At 61.6% G+C, this 20,273-nt stretch carries 13 protein-coding genes; 6 read left to right on the top strand and 7 right to left on the bottom strand.

What is annotated here, in order from left to right; translation table 11 throughout:
- Positions 1-416: 416 nt before the first annotated feature.
- Together ACSQ3F_RS06665 and ACSQ3F_RS06660 are read left to right on the top strand one after the other, a co-directional pair.
- Complete coding sequence (locus ACSQ3F_RS06665) at positions 417-1,451, top strand: aspartate-semialdehyde dehydrogenase (protein ID WP_436099496.1); 1,035 nt, start codon at positions 417-419, stop codon at positions 1,449-1,451.
- A gap of 222 nt (positions 1,452-1,673) precedes the next feature.
- Entirely contained in the window at positions 1,674-2,495 is an 822-nt protein-coding gene (locus ACSQ3F_RS06660; protein ID WP_436099495.1) for a lytic murein transglycosylase, read from the top strand.
- Positions 2,496-2,795: 300 nt separating this feature from the next.
- Here ACSQ3F_RS06660 and ACSQ3F_RS06655 read toward each other — a convergent pair whose 3' ends face one another.
- Together ACSQ3F_RS06655 and pdxY are read right to left on the bottom strand one after the other, a co-directional pair.
- Positions 2,796-3,437, bottom strand: coding sequence for a carbonic anhydrase (locus ACSQ3F_RS06655; RefSeq protein WP_436099494.1), 642 nt, complete (start codon positions 3,435-3,437; stop codon positions 2,796-2,798).
- A 213-nt stretch (positions 3,438-3,650) separates the two neighbouring features.
- On the bottom strand, positions 3,651-4,526 hold the full coding sequence (gene pdxY / locus ACSQ3F_RS06650; RefSeq protein ID WP_436099493.1) for a pyridoxal kinase PdxY: 876 nt from the start codon (positions 4,524-4,526) through the stop codon (positions 3,651-3,653).
- 287 nt (positions 4,527-4,813) lie between these two features.
- Here pdxY and ACSQ3F_RS06645 point away from each other — a divergent pair, with 287 nt between their 5' ends.
- Both ACSQ3F_RS06645 and ACSQ3F_RS06640 read left to right on the top strand, forming a co-directional pair.
- Complete coding sequence (locus ACSQ3F_RS06645; protein ID WP_436099492.1) at positions 4,814-9,601, top strand: NAD-glutamate dehydrogenase; 4,788 nt, start codon at positions 4,814-4,816, stop codon at positions 9,599-9,601.
- A 43-nt stretch (positions 9,602-9,644) separates the two neighbouring features.
- The gene (locus tag ACSQ3F_RS06640; protein WP_436099491.1) at positions 9,645-11,060 is read left to right on the top strand and encodes an MFS transporter; all 1,416 of its coding nucleotides are present in this window, start codon (positions 9,645-9,647) and stop codon (positions 11,058-11,060) included.
- 182 nt (positions 11,061-11,242) lie between these two features.
- Here the strand turns inward: ACSQ3F_RS06640 and purH are convergent, their stop codons facing one another.
- The 4 genes from purH to htpX form a co-directional block, all read right to left on the bottom strand.
- Positions 11,243-12,856 carry a bifunctional phosphoribosylaminoimidazolecarboxamide formyltransferase/IMP cyclohydrolase gene (gene purH, locus ACSQ3F_RS06635; RefSeq protein WP_436099490.1) on the bottom strand — a complete coding sequence of 538 codons (1,614 nt, stop codon included), beginning with the start codon at positions 12,854-12,856 and terminating at the stop codon, positions 11,243-11,245.
- A gap of 124 nt (positions 12,857-12,980) precedes the next feature.
- Positions 12,981-14,666 (bottom strand): heparinase II/III family protein, encoded by a 1,686-nt coding sequence (locus ACSQ3F_RS06630; RefSeq protein WP_436099489.1) that lies wholly within the window; start codon positions 14,664-14,666, stop codon positions 12,981-12,983.
- A 204-nt stretch (positions 14,667-14,870) separates the two neighbouring features.
- Positions 14,871-16,289 (bottom strand): RsmB/NOP family class I SAM-dependent RNA methyltransferase, encoded by a 1,419-nt coding sequence (locus tag ACSQ3F_RS06625; protein ID WP_436099488.1) that lies wholly within the window; start codon positions 16,287-16,289, stop codon positions 14,871-14,873.
- Positions 16,286-17,245, bottom strand: coding sequence for a zinc metalloprotease HtpX (gene htpX / locus ACSQ3F_RS06620; protein WP_436099487.1), 960 nt, complete (start codon positions 17,243-17,245; stop codon positions 16,286-16,288). The genes ACSQ3F_RS06625 and htpX overlap by 4 nt, the downstream gene beginning before the upstream one ends.
- Before the next feature lie 123 nt (positions 17,246-17,368).
- Between htpX and ACSQ3F_RS06615 the strand changes: the two genes are divergently transcribed.
- Positions 17,369-17,569 (top strand): DUF1674 domain-containing protein, encoded by a 201-nt coding sequence (locus tag ACSQ3F_RS06615; protein WP_436099486.1) that lies wholly within the window; start codon positions 17,369-17,371, stop codon positions 17,567-17,569.
- 49 nt (positions 17,570-17,618) lie between these two features.
- Positions 17,619-18,089 carry a thermonuclease family protein gene (locus ACSQ3F_RS06610; RefSeq protein ID WP_436099485.1) on the top strand — a complete coding sequence of 157 codons (471 nt, stop codon included), beginning with the start codon at positions 17,619-17,621 and terminating at the stop codon, positions 18,087-18,089.
- Positions 18,090-18,139: 50 nt separating this feature from the next.
- Here the strand turns inward: ACSQ3F_RS06610 and acs are convergent, their stop codons facing one another.
- Positions 18,140-20,092 carry an acetate--CoA ligase gene (gene acs / locus ACSQ3F_RS06605; RefSeq protein ID WP_436099484.1) on the bottom strand — a complete coding sequence of 651 codons (1,953 nt, stop codon included), beginning with the start codon at positions 20,090-20,092 and terminating at the stop codon, positions 18,140-18,142.
- Positions 20,093-20,273: the final 181 nt, after the last annotated feature.

The following is a 20,273-nucleotide window of genomic DNA, read 5'->3' as shown; positions in this document are numbered from 1 at the left end:
GATTGCGCCATGGGGACAAAATGGCAGAAAACCCCTGAAGGCGGCAGAGAGGCTTTGGGATTATGACTTTAGTCGAATGAGACGGCATGACGCGGGCGGGCGCAGATGCGCGGAACTTTCAGCTTTCTGTTGACTCCGCGGCAAAACCCAGTATGAGCAACAGCGGAAAAGGGACCGCACCATGCACCGTTTTGGTACTTCCATCGCTGCGCTGATCGCCCCGGCATTTTATGCCGGGCGGGTTCGCTCCTTCTCGATTTTTTCCAAAACAACGGCCAAAACGACGACGAAAACCGTCTGACGTCTCTGGCCCACCGCTCTCTCCCCGGTTAGGCCGGGGACCCGAAGCCCGCGCCCTTGGCCGACGGGTTTCTCCCCCAAAGCCCCGCGGAGAGACAGAAAAGAGAGCAAAGACAATGGGTTTCAAGATTGCCGTAGCAGGCGCGACCGGAAGTGTCGGCCGCGAAATGCTGAACATCCTTTCCGAACGCGGCTTCCCGGTCGATGAAGTCGTGGCGCTGGCCTCCGCCCGCAGCCAAGGCACGGAAGTCTCCTTCGGCGACAAGACGCTGAAGGTGAAGAACCTCGAAAACTACGATTTCTCCGATACCGACATTTGCCTGATGTCGGCCGGCGGCGCCGTGTCGCTCAAGTGGTCGCCGAAGATCGGCGCTCAGGGCTGCGTTGTCATCGATAACTCGTCCGCCTGGCGCTACGACCAGGACGTGCCGCTGATCGTGCCGGAAGTGAACCCCGACGCCATCACCCAGTTTTCCAAGCGCAACATCATCGCCAACCCGAATTGCTCGACCGCCCAGCTCGTCGTCGCGCTGAAGCCGCTGCATGATTTCGCCAAGATCAAGCGCGTCGTCGTCTCGACCTATCAGTCGGTTTCCGGCGCCGGCAAGGAAGGCATGGACGAACTCTTCAACCAGACCCGCGCCGTCTTCGTCGCCGATCCGATCGAGAGCAAGAAGTTTACCAAGCGCATCGCCTTCAACGTCATTCCGCACATCGATAGCTTCATGGAAGACGGCTACACGAAGGAAGAATGGAAGGTTCTGGCCGAGACCAAGAAGATGCTCGACCCGAAGATCAAGGTAACCTGCACGGCCGTGCGCGTTCCGGTCTTCATCGGCCATTCGGAATCGGTCAACATCGAATTCGAGAACGAGATCAGCGCCGACCAGGCCCGCGACATCCTGCGCGAGGCGCCCGGTTGCCTCGTCATCGACAAGCACGAGAACGGCGGCTACATCACGCCTTACGAGAGCGCCGGTGAAGACGCGACGTACATCTCGCGCATCCGCGAGGACGCGACCGTCGAGAACGGCCTCAACATCTGGGTGGTTTCCGACAACCTGCGCAAGGGTGCGGCCCTCAACGCCATCCAGATCGCCGAGCTTCTCGTCAATCGCGGTCTGATCAAGGCGAAGAAGCAGGCTGCCTGATCAGGAAATATAAAGTTTTAACCAATAAAAGCCCCGCATGATCCGTTTAACGGGATGCGGGGTTTCTTTGATAAGACAGTCTGCGACGATATTGCGCTTTATTTTGAGAGGATTCACGTGAAACACGGCCCCTCTATACTGCGCCAGGATCGTGACAGAGCCCGCAAAGACTGACATTTTGCGGACACCAAATTTGAATTCGGACGCTCACGGGGTTTTTACATGCACAAGGCAAAGTGCGTACTGGCAGGTTTCACGGCAATCATGGCGGCAGCAATCCTGCCTGCCACGGCATCGGCCGCGCAATGCGGCAACAATGCCGGCGGCTTCGAGGCCTGGGTGCAGGATTTCAAGAGCGAGGCTGCAGGCCAGGGCATCAGCGGGTCCGTACTCGACAAGGCTTTCGCCAATGTCAACTACAACAAGGCGACGATCCGCGCCGACCGCGGCCAAAAGAGCTTCAAGCTGTCGCTGAACCAGTTCATGCAGAAGCGCGGCGGCCAGGCGATCATTTCGCGCGGCAAGAAGATGAAGGCGCAGAACGCTGCCCTCTTCGATTCGATCGAAAGCCGCTACGGCGTGCCGGCCGGCCCGATCATCGCCATCTGGGGCATGGAAACCGGCTTCGGCGGCTTCATGGGCAAGGAACACACGCTGTCGGCCGTCTCGACGCTCGCTTATGACTGCCGGCGCTCCGACTATTTCACCGACCAGCTTTATGCGGCGCTCAACCTCGTGCAGCGGGGCGATTTGAGCCCGGATGCGCACGGCGCCGCCCACGGTGAAATCGGCCAGACGCAGTTCTTGCCGGCCAACGTGCTGAAGTTCGGTGTCGATGGCGACGGCAACGGCCATATCGACATGGTTCGCTCCAAGGCGGACGCACTTTTCTCGACCGCCAACTTCCTGCGCGGCCACGGCTGGAGCGCCGGCGGCGGCTACCAGCCGGGCGAAGGCAATTTCGGCGCGATCCAGGGCTGGAACGCCGCCAGCGTCTACCAGCAGGCGATCGCCATCATCGGCGCGGAAATCGACGGCGGCTGATAAACATCTGTTTTGCCGGAATGAGAAAATCCGCAGTCTGGGAGATCAGACTGCGGATTTTTTGTTTGTGCGTGGGGGCTTCGCGACAGCCGGAAACGGGCAGCATATTCTCCGTCATCCTCGCCCTTGTGGCGGGGATCCAGCCGCCGCGCGTCTGCGCGGCGAGAAAACTCCTTCAACGCGAGCAAAAAAGTCTTCCACGCGACGGACGTCGCGTGACTGTATCCCCGGCACAAGGCCGAGGATGACTGAGGAAGAGGGTGCCGCCCAAAAAAACCTAATGAAAAAGTGCGGACGCCGTCACATCCCCGGCCGGGCGAAGTCGCCGGTCTTGGCGTCCATGACCCAAAGCTCGCCGGTCGAGATGTCGAACCAGGCGCCGTGCAGATGCAGCTTGCCGCGCTGCTCGAGAATCTGGACGCAAGGGAAAGTGCGCAGGTTGGCGATGGAATTGCGGATCGAGACACGCTCGAGAGCCCGCTGGCGCTCGGCAGCGGTCATGATGTCGTTGCTCTGGATCTGCTCGGCGGCGGGTTTCAGGAGGTGCATCCAGCGGCCGATGAAATCGCCGGGCGACAGCGGTTCGGCATCGAGATCGAGCGCCGCCTTGATGCCGCCGCAACGGCCGTGACCCATGACGACGATATCGCGGACCCGCAGCACCTGGACGGCAAATTCCAGAGCGGCGGAGGTCGAATGATAGTGCCCGTCTGGCTCATAGGGAGGCATCATGTTGGCGACGTTGCGGACGACGAAAAGCTCTCCCGGGCCGCTGTCGAAGACGGTCTCAGGTGCTGCGCGGCTATCACAACAGGCAATGACGAGGGTTTGCGGCTGCTGCCCGGTTTCGGCGAGGGCCTTGTAGCGCTGCTGCTGCTCGTTGAAGCGCCTGCTCATGAAATTGTTGTAGCCGTTCAGCAAATGGTCCGGAAAACGCTGCATGGTGCTCGATCACTCCGACTATTTAAGACAATTAGGATGTACATTGCACGCTTGCCGCCTGAGGGACACAGCCTTTGTGCGCCGCGCACATGCAAATTTCCGGTAGCCCATGCCGCCGGTGACATCCGTGAAATCTCCGTATCGTTTCGCGTAAGGCCCAACCGGTTTATTCGGTCAGGGCAGGGGGAGGCAAGAGCGATGTGCGCCGCCGCATTAAGAGCGCCGCTTCTGGCTTGGATGTATCAACCGGCGCATCTGGACCATCGCCATCGGGGTCGCGAGGCTGGAGGCATCGCGCTCGAGCGTCAGTTCGTCTGCGCCCCGTTTGCCGGTGCGGGCAATGATTTCGAAGACGCTGGCCGTCGCCAGTTGCAGCGCCCGTTCCTCCTTCAGCCCTTCCAGAAGCCGGGCGACAAACAGCGCCGCCAGCAGGTCACCCGTGCCACTGGGGGGATTGTCGATCAGGCGATGTTCGGCAAGCAGCGCATGATTGCCGGAGAGATAGAGATTGCCGGTGCTGCCATGCATCATCGGGATTGCCGAGGTAACCAGCATGCGCGGCGGCCCGAGTGACAGGGCAGCCTCAAGAATGGCGGCGTTGGTTTCAAGCGGAACACCGCAGAGCCAGGACAGTTCGAACCGGTTGGGCGTGGCAAGCGAAGCCAGCGGCAAAAGCCTGTCGCGCATCGCGATCGCCGTCGCCTCGGGCACGTAAAGGCCACCGGCATCGCCCATGACCGGGTCGCAGGCATAGAAAAGGTCGGGATTTTTCTCCCTCAGCGCCTCGACGAGTCGCGCGACGCCTTCCGCTTGATAGGCGGCGCCGAGATAGCCGGAGAGAACGGCGCGGACTTCGCCCGTCCACGGCGCGCGGATGAGGTCATCGATCAGGCTGTTGAAATCGTCCTCGCTCACTGCCACCCGTGTCGAGGGGCCATGGCCCGGATGCCAGGGCAGGATGACCGTCGGCAGGGCCCAGACCGGATAACCCAGCGTCTCAAGCGCAAAGACCGCGGCGCGATTGCCGACGGAACCCCGAATCACGTGGCTTGAAATGACGATGACGGCGCCGGGTGCAGGCTCGGACATTCATGATTTTCCGCTGTTTCGACCCCCTCAGATCGCCCGACAGTCATGCCGCTGTCAACTGTGACCACGAAAAGATGAAAAAGCACGTTTCGCCGTCCGACGGATGAGCAGGATCGAAGAGTGGATACAACCGATTTAATTTCAAAATCGGCGTATTTTCTCTGAAATTTTCATGAATCCATTCCGAATTTGCTCGAAATGCGCGAAAACCATCCACAAAAACAGTCGCCAACGGCCATTCTTCTGTTAGGTTCGGCCAAAATGGTGATTGCGGGGGAGAGACTGCCATGGGCGCCAAATACAATCCAAAACGAGACCGGCATTTTGACGTTGTGAGGGAAGCCGGCAAGGCGCTCGGGCGCACAATTCTGTCGCCGGGGATCCTTTTCCGCCGGGCAAGCCATGACGATCTCGATGAATATACGCCGGAGATGCTGGCGCTGACCGCGGCGCATGCTCTGAAGGAAGTGAGCCGGAGCGAAAACGACCGGCCGATCATCACCGTTGAATCCGTCGATGGCGTCACGCCCGACGGAACAGACGTGTCGATCCTGTCCGTCACCGATCGCAACATGCCGTTCCTTTATGATTCGATCATGGGCGAGGTCACCGCCACCCACCGCGACATTCACCTTGCCGTGCATCCCATCCTGGTACTCGAAGCTGGAAAGCCGGCTAAGATCTTCGATCCCGAAGAAAAGAGCGATCCGGCATCGCGGGTCAGCCATATCCAGATTCATCTCTCCAAACTCAGCGATACGGAGGCGGAAGACCTCAAAGCACGGGTCGGCAATGTTCTTTCGCAAGTGCATCACGCAGTTGGCGACTGGACGCAAATGACGGCCCTGCTCGACCAGGCAATGAACGAGCTCGAAAACCACGCTCCGTCGCGCAAGAAGAACGACCGTGAAGAAACGCTGGCCTTCCTGCGCTGGCTGCGCGACAATAATTTCACCTTCCTTGGCATGCGCGAATACACCTATTCCGGCAAGGGTGACAACGCCGTGGTCGAGCGCGGCAAGGGCCGGGGGCTCGGCATTCTCTCCAATCCAGATGTTCGTGTCCTGCGCCAGGGCAAGGACGCGGTGCTGACGACGCCGGAAATCCTCGCTTTCCTCAACGGCCCTGATTTCCTGATCGTCACCAAGGCGAATGTGAAATCGGTCGTCCACCGCCGTGCCTATATGGACTATATCGGCGTCAAGCGCTTCGACGAGGCGGGCAACGTCACCGGCGAATTGCGCATTGTCGGCCTCTTCACCTCCAGCGCCTATACGCGGCCGGCAGCCGACATTCCCTTGCTGCGCTTCAAGGTGGAGAAAATCGTCGATCATTTCGGCTACGATCCGCAGAGCCATTCCGGCAAGATGCTGGCCAATACGCTGGAATCCTATCCGCGCGACGACCTGTTCCAGATCGATGTCGGCCTGCTCGCAAGCTTCTGCGAACAGATCAACGAACTCGCCGACCGGCCGCGAATCCGGGTTCTACCGCGCATCGATCATTTCGATCGTTTCGTTTCCGTGATCGTCTATGTGCCGCGCGAACAATATGATTCCGATGTCCGCGAAAAGATCGGCAACTACCTGAAAACCACCTATGACGGCCGCGTTTCCGCCTACTATCCGGCCTTTCCGGAGGGCGGCCTGGCGCGCGTCCATTTCATCATCGGGCGCTACGCCGGCAAGACACCGCGTGTACCGCAGGCGAAGCTGGAAGAGGCGGTGCGCGACATCGTCACGCGCTGGATCGACCGGTTCGATCTGCTGGCCCGCCACGAGGGTGTCGCGATCAACGTCAACGAAGCCTATCAGGTGGCGTTCACGCCGGCCGAAGCCTATGCCGATCTCGACGATATCGCCGCCTGCCTGCCGACCGATCCAATCCGCATCGCCTTCTATCAGAAGCGCGACAAGGGGCCGGGAGCTCTTGAGCTGAAGATCTTCCACGCCGGCGAGCCGGTGTCGCTCTCCCATCGCGTGCCGCTGCTCGAAAACCTGGGCTTCCGCGTGATCAGCGAACAGACGCATGATATCGGTGTAACCGACGCAGCCGGCGGGCAGCGCCTCGTCGTGTTGCACGACATGGAGCTGATCCATCGCGACGGGCACATACTCAATCTCGACAAGTGCGGCGCAATGCTGGAAGAGGCTTACCTCGCGGCCTGGCACGGCCTGATCGAGGATGACAACTTCAACCGGCTGATCCTGCTTGCCGGCCTGACGGCCCGCGAAGTGACCGTGCTGCGCGCCTATGCGCGCTATCTGCGCCAGACCGGCATCACCTATTCTCAAGGCTATCTCGCCGAGACGCTGAACAAGTATCCGACTATCGCCGCCGACATCTTCAAGCTCTTCGTCACCCGCATGGACCCCACGCTTGAGGACAAGCCGCGGACGAAGCGCACGGCGGCGCTCTCGGCAGCCATCGAGCAGGCGCTGAACGCGGTCCCGAGCCTCGACGAAGACCAGATCCTGCGCCGCTACGTCAATGCCGTGCAGGCGACGTTGCGCACCAACTATTTCCAGCGGGATACAAACGGCAATCCGAGGGCGATGCTCGCCTTCAAGCTCGATCCGAAGATCCTCGACGGCCTGCCCGAGCCGCGCCCGTTCCGCGAAATCTTCGTCTACGGCACCGAGGTCGAAGGCGTACACCTGCGCTTCGGCAAGGTGGCGCGAGGCGGCCTGCGCTGGTCGGATCGCTCGCAGGACTATCGCACCGAGGTGCTTGGCCTGGTCAAGGCGCAGCAGGTGAAGAACGCCGTGATCGTGCCCGTCGGCGCCAAGGGCGGCTTCTTTCCGAAGCAGCTGCCGGTGGGCGGCAGCCGCGACGAGATCTTCAAGGCCGGCACCGAGGCCTACAAGACCTATATCCGCACGCTTTTGTCGATCACCGACAACATTGCCGGGCAGGACGTCGTGCCCCCGGCCGACACGCTGAGGCTCGATGGCGACGACCCCTATTTCGTCGTCGCCGCCGACAAGGGCACCGCGACCTTCTCCGACACCGCCAACGGGCTTGCCCAGGAAGCCGGCTTCTGGCTGGACGACGCCTTTGCTTCCGGCGGCTCGGCCGGTTACGACCACAAGAAGATGGGCATCACCGCGCGCGGCGCCTGGGAAACCGTCAAGCGGCATTTCCGCGAAATGGACATCGACATTCAGACGACGCCCTTTACCGTCGCCGGCGTCGGCGACATGTCAGGCGACGTTTTCGGCAACGGCATGCTGCTGTCAGAGAAAATCCGGCTGATCGCCGCCTTCGATCATCGCGACATCTTCATCGATCCTGACCCGGATACCGACCGCTCCTTTGCCGAGCGCAAGCGCATGTTCAACCTGCCGCGTTCGAGCTGGCAGGACTACGACCGCGCGACGCTTTCGGCCGGCGGCATGATCATTCCGCGCACGGAGAAATCCGTGACGCTGACGCCGCAGGCGATGGCGGCGATCGGCATCGACAAGCAACAGGCAACACCGTTCGAGATCTTGACGGCGATCCTGAAGAGCCCGGTCGATCTGCTCTGGTTCGGCGGCATCGGCACCTATGTGCGCGGCCCAAGCGAAACGGATGCCGAGGTCGGCGACCGCGCCAACGATCCGATCCGCATCACGGCCGACGAGGTGGGCGCCAAGGTAATCGGCGAAGGCGCCAATCTCGGCGTCACCCAGCGCGGCCGCATCGCCTTCGGTCTCAAGGGCGGACGCTGCAATTCGGACGCCATCGACAATTCGGCCGGCGTCAACTCCTCCGACTTCGAGGTCAACATCAAGATCGCGCTGGCTTCCGCCATGCGCGACGGGCGCCTGACGCGCGCCAAGCGCAATACGCTGCTCGCCTCGATGACCGACGAAGTCGCGACGCTGGTTCTGCGCAACAACTACGAACAGTCGCTGTCCATCTCGCTGACCGAGATGCTCGGCGCCGGCAACCGGACGGCCCTTGCCCGGCTGATGACGCGGCTGGAAGCCGACGGGCATCTGAACCGCAAGGTGGAAGTGCTGCCGAACGACGTGGCGCTGAGCGAACGCTACCAGAGCGGCAAGGCGCTGACCCGCGCCGAGATCGGTGTGCTCTTGTCCTATGCCAAGATCGTCCTGTTCGACGAGATCGTCGCCAGCGATCTGCCGGACGATCCCTATCTGCTGGCGACGCTGCGGGACTACTTCCCGGCGAAGATGCACAAGGCGCATGCCAGCGACATCAACGAACACCGGCTGCGCCGCGAAATCATCGCCACGGTGCTTGCCAATGACACGATCAATCGCGGCGGCCCGGCCTTCGTCTCAACCCTCATCGACCAGACGGGCTTCATGCCGGCCGACGTGGTGAAAGCCGCGGTGCTGGCGCGCGACGGCTATGATCTGACACGCATTCAAGGTGAGATCGATGGACTCGACAACATTGTCAGCGGCCGGGTCCAGAACGAGCTTTACCAGGAAGCCGGGCGCATCTTCGCCATCGTTACCGAACGGGCGCTGAGGACACGGGCAATCACCGGGCCGCTCGGCGAGGCGGTGGACAAGCTGCGCCAGGCGCTCATAAAGCTGAAACCCAGCCTGCATTCCTCCATTCCGGAGGATGCCGCCGAGGAGGCACGCCAGAAGGCGGCCTATTTCGCCGAGCGCGGCGTGCCGCAAGCCTTGGCCGACGAGGTGGCCGGGCTGTTCCTGCTGACGCTGGTGCCGGAGATCATGCAGATTTCCGCCGAGACCGGCGTCACGCTCGCGCGCACCGCACAGAGCTATTTCGGCGTCACCCAGAACCTGCGCATAGCCCGGCTTCTGGCCGCAGCCGAACGCGTTTCGGCGACGGAGCAATATGAGGCGATGGCCCTGTCGCGCAGCATTAGCGATATCGCCAATGCCCGGCGCGACATCACTATCGCGGCCCTTGCCGACCGGAAATCGGAGAAGAACCCGGTGCTCGCCTGGCAGGACAGCGATCGCGGCAGGGTCAACCGCATCACCGATCAGTTGGCGCAACTGACGGAGAAGGGTGAAACGACGCTGGCCAAGATCACCGTTGCCGCCGGTCTGCTGAGCGATCTTGCGCAGAACAGGGTGAGGTGACACTGTCTGCGCCGAACAGGCGGAGCAGACAGTGGAGAATCAAGTGAGCAGCATCACCGCAGGGGCTGGCGACGAGCCAAGGGTATCGCGCGCCGGCCTTGCGGGCTGGATGCTGTTCGACTGGGCGGCCCAGCCCTTCTTCACCGTGGTCATCACCTTCATCTTCGGTCCCTATTTCGTCTCGCGGCTTACGGACGATCCGGTGTATGGCCAGGCGATATGGGGGTACACGATCACCATCTCCGGCTTCATCATCGCCATCTTGTCGCCGGTGCTCGGCTCGATCGCCGATGCGACCGGCACGCGCAAACCCTGGATCGCCTTCTTCGCCGTGATCAAGATCGCGTCGCTGGCGCTTCTCTGGTTCGCGGTGCCGGGATCGCCGCTAGTCTATCCGTTCGTCTTTATCATTCTCGCCTCGATCGCTGCGGAATTTTCGATCGTCTTCAACGATTCGATGATGCCGCGGCTGGTGAGCGAAAGCCAGATCGGCCGCGTTTCCAACATGGCCTGGGGATTGGGTTATCTCGGCGGCATGATCGTGCTGATTGCCGTGGTCGCGCTTCTGGCCGGAAGCCCTGAATCCGGCAAAACAATTCTTGGAATGGAGCCGCTGTTCGGGCTTGATCCGGCGACCGGCGCCGATGCGCGCGTTACCGGACCGATATCGGCCGTCTGGTACCTGATCTTTATCCTGCCGATGTTCCTGTTCACGCCGGACGCGCAGAGGGTGTCGGTGCCTGCGGCCGTTGCGGTGCGCACCGGCCTTGCCGAGCTGCGGCACACGATCGGAGAATTGCGGGAACGCTCGGGCATCCTGCGGTTTCTGGTTGCCCGAATGATCTTTCAGGACGGCGTCAATGGGCTGCTGGCACTTGGCGGCACGTTCGCAGCCGGCATGTTTGCCTGGCAGACGGTCGAACTCGGCGTTTACGGCATCATTCTCAATGTCGTGGCGATCGGTGGATGCCTCTATGCCAGCCGTCTTGACGCCAAGGTGGGCTCGAAGGTGATCGTCACTGCAAGCCTCATCTGCCTGACGATTGCGACGCTCGGCATCGTCTCGACCGGCCCCGGTTTTACGCTGTTCGGGCTTCTGCAACTGCCGACCACCGACGCCGGCGGCCTTTTCGGCACCGCCGCGGAAAAGGCCTATATCGTCTTCGGCCTGCTGGTCGGCATCGCCTTTGGCCCGGTGCAGGCCTCGTCGCGCTCCTATCTGGCCCGCAGCGTCAGTGCCGATGAGGCGGGGCGCTATTTCGGCCTCTATGCGCTCTCGGGACGTGCAACCTCGTTTCTCGCACCGGCCTCCGTCGCGACCATCACGCTTGCAACAGGGTCGGCTCGCATCGGCATGATGGCTCTGGTGGCGTTTCTGGCGGTCGGGCTGCTGATCCTGCTGCGCACTCCTTATCCGGCGAACAGGGTGGCGCGGAAAGCGGCTGTTGAGCAGCGATAACCAGGGTTTTAGTCTCCTGCGTCATCCTCGGGCTTGACCCGAGGATCCATTTCCGGGGCGCCCATGGATGGTCGGGTCGAGCCCGACCATGACGATGGGGGAGAGCTTGGCACCAGACACCATAACCCTCCTCGCCAGCAGTCTCATAGTGAACCCACAAGGCTCAGGCGAACAGTTCAGTCTCAATGCCGGAAATGGCGCATTCCGGTGAAGACCATGGCGACGCCGGCTTCGTCGGCGGCGGCGATGACTTCGGGATCGCGCATCGACCCGCCCGGCTGGATAACGGCGGTGGCGCCGGCGGCGATCATTGACAGCAGGCCGTCAGCGAAGGGCAGGAAGGCTTCCGATGCAACGGCCGAGCCGCGCGTCAGGGGCGCGGGTAGGCCAAGCGCCTTGGCCGCTTCCTCGGCTTTGAGGCCGGCGATGCGGGCCGAATCGACGCGGCTCATCTGGCCGGCGCCGATGCCGACGGTCTGGCCGTCCTTGGCATAGACGACGGCATTGGACTTCACGTGCTTCGCCACCTTGAAGGCGAACTTCATGTCTTCCAGTTCCTGCGCGGTCGGTGCGCGCCTGGTGACGACCTTCAGTTCCAGGTCCTCGACCATGCCGTTGTCGCGGGTCTGCACGAGCAGACCGCCGGCGACGGTTTTCGCGGCAAGGCCCGGTACGCGCGGATCGGGCAGGGCGCCGGTGACGAGAAGGCGCAGGTTCGGCTTGCTGGCGATGACGACCTTGGCAACATCGCTGACGGACGGAGCGATGATGACTTCGGTGAACAGCTTGACGATCTCTTCAGCGGTGACGCCGTCGAGCTCCTGATTGAGCGCGATGATGCCGCCAAAGGCCGAGGTGGAATCGCAGGCGAGCGCCCGCTCATAGGCTTCGAGCAGGGTCGCGCCGGTTGCGACGCCGCAGGGGTTGGCGTGCTTGATGATGGCGCAGGCCGGCGCCTTTTCCGGCAGGAACTCGGCGACGAGCTCGAAGGCGGCGTCGGTATCGTTGATATTGTTGTAGGAAAGCTGCTTGCCCTGCAGCAGGGTTGCGGTCGCGACGCCCGGGCGGTTTTCGCCGGTCAGATAGAATCCGGCTTTCTGATGCGGATTCTCGCCGTAGCGCATCTCCTCCTTCAAGACGCCGCCGATGGTGCGGTGGAGCGGCATCGGTGTGTCGAGGACCTCGGCGAACCATCCGGAAATGGCGGTGTCGTAGGCTGCCGTTCGGGCATAGGCCTTGGCAGCCATCTGACGCCGGAAGGCGAAGGACGTCGCGGCATCGTTACCCAGCTCGGCGATGAGCGCCCCGTAGTCGGCAGCGTCGGTGATGACGGTGACGTAGGCGTGGTTCTTGGCCGAGGCGCGGATCATCGCCGGGCCGCCGATATCGATATTCTCGACCGTCGTCGGGTAGTCGCCACCCTTGGCGCGAACTTCCTCGAACGGATAGAGATTGATGACCGCCAGATCGATGCCGGTGATGCCATGCGTCGTCATCGCCTGGACATGGTCTTCGTCGTCGCGGATCGCCAGAAGGCCGCCGTGAACGCCCGGATGCAGCGTCTTGACCCGGCCATCCATGACTTCCGGAAAGCCGGTGAGGTCGGATACATCGGTGACCGGCAGGCCCGCTTCGGTCAGCGTCTTGTGCGTACCGCCGGTCGAGACCAGATGGATGCCCTTCTGGTGCAGCGAACGGGCAAGCTCGACAATGCCAGACTTGTCGGAAACAGAGAGCAGAGCGGTGCGGATGGTCACCTGATCGGGGGCGGGAATTTTCTTGGAGGCGACAGCCATCATCAAGCTCCTTCTAGGGCGCCGGATATCGGGGAAATCCTCCGGCAAATGTCCGCCTGCCGTTAGCACAGCTTTCCCCGTGAAGAAACCGTTTGATTCGCTTAGGCGCCGGCTTCACCGGTCGTCACACCTCGCGCGACAGAATCCATTGGATTTCAGGCAGCGAGGCGGCAGCGAAGGTCACCGTGACCTGCGACGACTTGCGCACGCCGGAAGGGTCGGCGAAGAAAATATCCTCTTCGATCGCGACCTCGCTGTCGCGGCAGGTGAACAGCCAGGTTTCTCCATCGGGGGCGGTGAGATAGACCTCGTGCGGGCTATGCTGGCGCAGGCTGATCGCCGGATGAATATGAAAGCGGGCAACGGCGATGGCCGTATTGATTTCCGCCGGATCCGTGCCATCCGGCTGGAACAGCCGATCGCGGCCGCGCACGACATTTCCCAGACTGTTCACGCTGATATCGCGCTCATGCATCAGGCCGAAAGCCTGGACGTACCCATCATGGCTGGCGATGACGGCATCCGGCTGGCCATCCCCCTCTTGCCGGCGCAGGACAACCTTGGAGACGCCGCCGGTGACGATGGGACCGAGGAAACGCGATTCCGATAGGCGCGATGACGAGCGATCGTTGACGGTAACGGTCGAATGCGCCGCCGTCAGCCGCGCCAATTGGCGGTATCGTTCGCCGGCAAACTTTGGCGATCCCGAGTTGATGATGAACCGATGGCGGCCGGACGACATTTCGAACGACAGGCAGCCGGCATGGGCTGTGCGTGACAATTCCGGCGAATGGGGCAATCCGGTATCGACGATGACAACGACATTGTTCGCAGCCAGACGCTGATAATTGATATGCGGCAGGGCCTTGAATGGCGCGCCGGCCGTCTCGTCATACCGCAGGACAGCCATCAGCTCATTCGCAAGCGTCGACGTAGCGCCGTTGAACAACGCCAGTTCGCCGCCCTGATGGCGAAAGAAGCGCAGAGCCGGATACATGCGGTCGACGCAGGGGATCAGCTTGGCCGGGACGTCATGGCCGAGATTGACATAGGTCTGGCGCAGCGGCAGCAGATCAAGAAGCAACTCGAGCCCGGTGCGCGGGTTGCGCGAACTGTGGCCGCCATCCGGCAGGATCTGCCGATCAAGCTCAAGATCGAGATTGCGGGCGGCTTTGCGGATCGTCGATTCCGACGCCGGCATGGCGACGGAGGCCATGGCAAGGGCGATGCGCGCCCGCAGCCGCGCTTCACCGTCGCAGGTGGTGTTAGCGACATGGCGCAAATAGCGGACCTGGAAGGCAAGATTTTTCAGGAAACGGCGATAGAAGGCATGTTCGGCATTGCGCAGGATGATCGGCGAATGCGACAGCCAGGCGATCAGGCGCTGAGCAATGATATCCGGTTCCCAGGCGATACCGTCGATAAAGCGGCCATGCGTGGTCATCCAGTCATTGACGACATGGCGCAATTGGGCAAAAGCCTCCTCTTCCTTCACTGCGCGCATATGGCGAACCCAGCCGAAGGAATGCAGCCGGACGGCAAATTCACGCGAGGGCAGGTCGATCTCGAAGGGCGATTCGCCTTCCGTATCGAGCACGCGGCCCGCCAGGGGAAAACGCCCCTGCAGGATTTCTTCGGCGACAAAGGGATCGACAGCCCGCAGATCCGTCGGCGCAACGATCAGGCGATCCGGCGTGGTGCCGGTGAAACGAAACGCGGAGTTGCGGCCCAAGGCAAGGCGGCGCGAGAAGCGGCGCCAGCCTTCACGCAGATACAGATAGAGAAGCCTTTGCCGGTCCGAAATCCGCATCGTTGAGTCCGCGTGCCTCCCCACTCCCGGACCAGGCTTCAAACCGCATCGCTAATCGGAATGATTGCTGTCCGCACCAGATACTACCAGGACCACGATCATGCCTAAAAAGTCATTAAACTTTTATGGATCGTGCCGGCATTGTTAGGCAAACGCGCCCAATGCGTCAATTGACGCGCGAAAACGGGCTGTTGACAGCCAAAATTATGTTTTTCGACGCAAGATCACTGCATAAAACCCGTCAAGGCCGCCGGAAAAGCCATCCTGAGGCGGAATCATCGCAGGCGTGGTGCGGAATTCGCCGAGCGGCGTAATCGCATCTTCCAATCCGGGCCAGTCCGCCGGATCGATGGCGACGCGGTCGCAACCGCCCTCGGCAAGTATCCGTTCAGCAACGTCCTCGCCTTCGCGCTTGTCGAGCGAGCAGTTGGAAAAGACGACAAGACCGCCGGGTTTTACCAGGGTCAATGCGTGGCGCAGCAGCTTCTCCTGCAGCAGGGCCAGGTTCTCGATGTCTTCCGGCCCCTTGGTCCACAAAACATCCGGATGGCGGCGGATCGTGCCGGTCGAGGAGCAGGGCGCATCGAGCAAGGCGGCATCGAACAGCTCTACTGCCTGGAAATCCGCCATGTTGATTTCCTGCGTCGCAGCCTCAAGCCCGAGACGGGCGAGATTGCCTTGAAGACGCTTCAGGCGGCTTGCCGACTGGTCGAGTGCGGTGACGTTCGCTCCGGCCAGAACCAGTTGCGCGGTTTTTCCACCGGGTGCCGCACAGAGATCGACCACACGCTTGCCGGCAAGCGCGCCGAACAGCTTTGCGGGAAGGGCTGCGGCGGCATCCTGCACCCACCATTCGCCATCATCGAAGCCAGCAAGCGCCGGCACCGCACCGGAAAAACCGGCAAGACGCACGGAACCGGTCGGCAGGACGCGTCCGTTCAGGCGCTCCGCCCACCCTTCCGCGTCCGACTTGACGGTCAGATCGATGGCTGCAGGGGTAAGCAGGGCATCCGCGATGCGTGCGGCTTCATCAGTGCCGTAGTAGCTGACCAGCCTTTTATGGAACCAGGCCGGAATTGCCGGGGTCTTTTCACCGATCGCCTCAAGCAGATCCTGTTTTTCGCGCGAAAGGCGGCGCAGAACGGCGTTGACCAGACTGGCGAAGCGCTTGTTGCGCGGGTCGGTCCTGGCCTGTTCAACGGCGAGGTCGACGGCGGAATGATCGGGAATATCGAGATAGAGGATTTGTGCGGCCGCGACAGCAAGGACGTGGTCCAGCGCCCGGGCGCCCTCTGGCAGGGGCGTCTGCAGCAGGGAGCCGATCATTGCCTCGATGCGGGGCAACTGGCGCAAAGCCGAGTTCAGGATAGCCCGCACCAGGGCGCGATCGGCTTCATTGAGCTCGCGATAGACGGGGTTGCCGTTGACCGCATCGAGCATACCATCCAGCGAGGTCTTGCGATCGACGACGGCCGCCAGCATCTTTGCCGCCGCCTGCCGGGCCTTGAGACCGGGCTTGTCGCTGTGCGCAAAGACCGGATTTACCTGGCCTTTCTGAACGGAGCCCGGCTTGCGGTTATTTCGTTTCGGATGCGGAGCGGTTTTATTTTCGTCTGACGTCAAGACCAGGGACCTTTCGGTGGTTCGGAACCACCGCGACCCCAGCCTGTCGGCGGCACGGAGCGCGATTTGCGCACCGGAGTATCAGCCCTGACCGGCGGCGTCGAGACCGCAGACATCTCCTGCGCCATCCGCTGAAGCGCAGCGATGCGGTTTTCCGTCGCCGGATGGGTCGAAAACAGGTTGTCCATGCGCTCGCCGGACAGCGGATTGATGATGAACATATGGGCCGTCGCCGGATTGCGCTCGGCCTCATCATTCGGCACCTGATGGACAAAATTCGAGATCTTGGCGAGCGCCGAGGCGAGCGACAGCGGCTTGCCGCAGATCTCGGCGCCGCGCCGGTCGGCGGAATATTCGCGCGTCCGGCTGATCGCCATCTGCACGATCATGGCTGCGAGCGGCGCGACGATCATCGCCACGAGAACGCCGATGAAGCCGAGCGGATTGTTGTTTTCGCGATTGCCGCCGAAGAAGAAGGCGAAATTGCCGAGCATCGAGATGGCACCGGCAAGCGTCGCCGTCAGCGTCATGGTCAGCGTGTCGCGGTTTTGCACATGGGCGAGTTCATGCGCCATGACGCCTGCGACCTCGTCATAGCTCAGCGCGTTCAGAAGCCCGGTGGAGGCGGCAACGGCCGCATTTTCCGGGTTGCGGCCGGTGGCAAACGCATTCGGCTGCGGATTGTCGATGACATAGACCTTCGGCATCGGCAGGCCGGCGTTTTTCGCCAGATCACGCACGATGCGGTAATATTCAGGCGCCGTGCGCTCATCGACCTCCTGCGCGCGGTACATGCGCAGCACCATGCGGTCTGAATTCCAATAGGAAAAGAAATTCATGCCGGCGGCGATCAGGAGCGCGATCATCATGCCGCCCTTGCCGCCGATCAGGAAACCGACCGCCATGAACAATGCGGTCATGAAGGCCAGAAGCATTGCGGTGCGCACGAGGTTCATCGGTCCATCTCCAAGGTTCAGCAACGTTTCACGTGAATCACGGTTCCGTTTGCACGAAGGGTTCCTATATGATGGTGACATCAGCCGCATTCTTCAACATTTTCGCCGAAATTTGGGTCTTGCATGCAAAACGACAATGACAATTCACCCGTGGAAACCCGCAGACCGCTCTCTCCTGCGGCGCAACGCGCCTTGGCGGAGGCGGAAGAACGCAGGAAGCAGCAAAAGCCCCTGGATCTGCCGGAGGAACTGGGCGGCCGCGGCGGGGCTGAACCGGCCCGTTTCGGCGATTGGGAGATTAACGGCCGGGCGATCGATTTTTGAGGAAATAATTCCTGTTGCGAAGCGTTCGTGATCGGTATATTTTCCTATCATGATGTTTCGCACCCGCTCCTCCTTTCTCGCCGCTTCGATCGCGCCACTCTTGGCCATTAACGCTTATGCGTTCGAATCCGGCAAACGAATCGAGATAGCCGGACCGGTGAGCGCGCAGATCATCCGCGTCATCGATGGAGACACGATCCTGGTCGCGGCCAAGCCCTGGCCGCAGCAAACCATGGAAGTCTATGTGCGATTGCGCGGCATCGACGCGCCGGAGCTGAAATCATCCTGTGCGGCGACCCGCGATGCCGGCCGGCAGGCGCGTGCCGCCTTGACTGACCTGACCCGAGATCAACACGACATCCAGCTGATGCGCATTTCCGGCGACAAATATTTTGGCCGGGTGGTCGCCGATATCAGTTTTTCCGATGGGCGGAATCCGGCTCAGGAAATGCTATCGGCCGGTTACGTGGCACCCTATGACGGTGGGCACAAGAAGGAAAGCTGTTCGTCCCTTTGGTAAAGGCATCGGTCCTGAGCCATCCCGGGTCAAGGAATGGCTCAGGCAGGAAATCACGCCTTCCTGTTCTGCCGGTTAGCGATGAGATCATCGACCACTGCGGGATCGGCGAGCGTCGAGGTATCGCCGAGTGAACCGAAATCGTCCTCGGCGATCTTGCGCAGGATGCGGCGCATGATCTTGCCGGAGCGGGTCTTCGGCAGGCCGGGAGCGAACTGAATCTTGTCCGGCGAGGCGATCGCGCCGATCTCCTTGCGGACATGGGAGATCAGCTCCTTGCGCAGCTCTTCCGAGCCTTGCTGGCCGATCATCAGGGTGACATAGCTATAGATACCCTGGCCCTTGATGTCGTGCGGATAACCGACGACGGCCGCTTCCGAGACCGCATCATGGCTGACAAGAGCCGATTCGACCTCGGCCGTGCCCATGCGGTGGCCGGAGACGTTCAAGACGTCGTCGACGCGGCCGGTGATCCAGTAATAGCCGTCCTCGTCGCGGCGGCAGCCGTCGCCGGTGAAATATTTGCCCTTGTAGGTGGAGAAATAGGTCTGGATGAAGCGCTCGTGGTCGCCATAGACGGTGCGCATCTGCCCTGGCCAGCTGTCGGTGATGCAGAGGTTGCCGTCTGCCGCGCCGTCGATCACCTTGCCTTCGCCATCGACGAGTTGCGGCTGCACGCCGAAGAAGGGACGCGTGGCCGATCCGGGCTTCAATGCCGTCGCGCCGGGCAGCGGGGTGATCAGGATGCCGCCGGTTTCGGTCTGCCACCAGGTATCGACGACCGGGCAGCGGTCTTCGCCGACCACATGATAGTACCATTCCCAGGCCTCCGGGTTGATCGGCTCGCCGACAGTGCCCAGCGTGCGCAGCGATTTGCGCGAGGAGCGCGTGACAAACGCATCGCCCTGGCCCATCAGCGCACGGATCGCCGTCGGCGCGGTGTAGACGATGTTGACCTTGTGCTTGTCGACGACATCCCAGAGACGGCCGGCATCCGGATAGGTCGGCACGCCCTCGAACATCAGCGTCGTCGCGCCATTGGCGAGCGGGCCGTAGACGATGTAGGAATGGCCGGTGACCCAGCCGACATCCGCCGTGCACCAGTAGATATCGCCGTCATGATAATCGAAGACATATTGATGGGTCAGCGCGGCGTAGACGAGGTAGCCACCCGTCGTGTGCAATACGCCCTTCGGCTTGCCGGTCGAGCCAGAGGTATAGAGGATGAAGAGCGGGTCCTCGGCCTTCATCTTCGCCGGCGGACAATCGGCTTTCACGGCCGCGATGGCATTGTGATACCAGATATCGCGTTCGGAAAACCAGCTGATCTTGCCGCCGGTGCGGCGGACGACGACGACGGACTTGACCTCGACGCCGTTCCGGCTGGCGATCTCGATCGCGTGGTCGGTGTTGGTTTTCAGCGGGATCGGCCTGCCGCCGCGCAGGCCTTCGTCGGCGGTAATGACGAAGGTGGATTCGCAGTCGACGATGCGACCGGCCAACGCATCCGGGGAGAAACCGCCGAAGACGATGGAATGAATGGCACCGATACGCGCGCAGGCGAGCATCGCATAGGCCGCTTCCGGGATCATCGGCATGTAGATGGTGACGCGGTCGCCTTGTCTGACGCCGTTTGCCTTCAGCACATTGGCGAGGCGGCAGACATGGTCGTAAAGCTCGCGATAGGTGATCTTCTTGTCGTCATAGGGATTGTCGCCCTCCCAGATGATCGCCACCTGATCGCCGCGCTTTTCCAGATGCCGGTCGATGCAGTTGTACGAGACGTTGGTGAGGCCATCCTCGAACCACTTGATCGACACCTTGCCTTCGAAGCTCGTGTTCTTGACCTTGGTATAGGGCTTGAACCAATCGATGCGCTTGCCATGTTCGCCCCAGAATCCATCCGGATCGGCGACGCTCTGCTTGTACCATTTAAGATAGGTCGCGTCATCGATCAGCGCGCGTTGCTTTGCCGGTTTGAGGACTGGATAGGTTTTGACGGACATGCAGATTTTCCTCCCTGCGCAGGCATTTCTGGACGGCACATCTCCTCGTGCGCGTCCTCTCCGGCCGCCATTCATATCAGGTCAAGACACGGCGGCAATTAGACAAAAGGTCATTTCTGCGAGAAGAATTGCATTTATGCGACGACGAGGGTATAGAGGCGCTAATTTCCCGGAAATTAAG

Origin of the sequence: Pararhizobium sp. LjRoot238, from assembly GCF_964252955.1 — a bacterium.
Lineage (GTDB): Bacteria > Pseudomonadota > Alphaproteobacteria > Rhizobiales > Rhizobiaceae > Pararhizobium.
The sequence above is the reverse complement of the archived record's forward strand: the minus strand, read 5'-3'. Positions and strand labels throughout refer to the sequence as shown.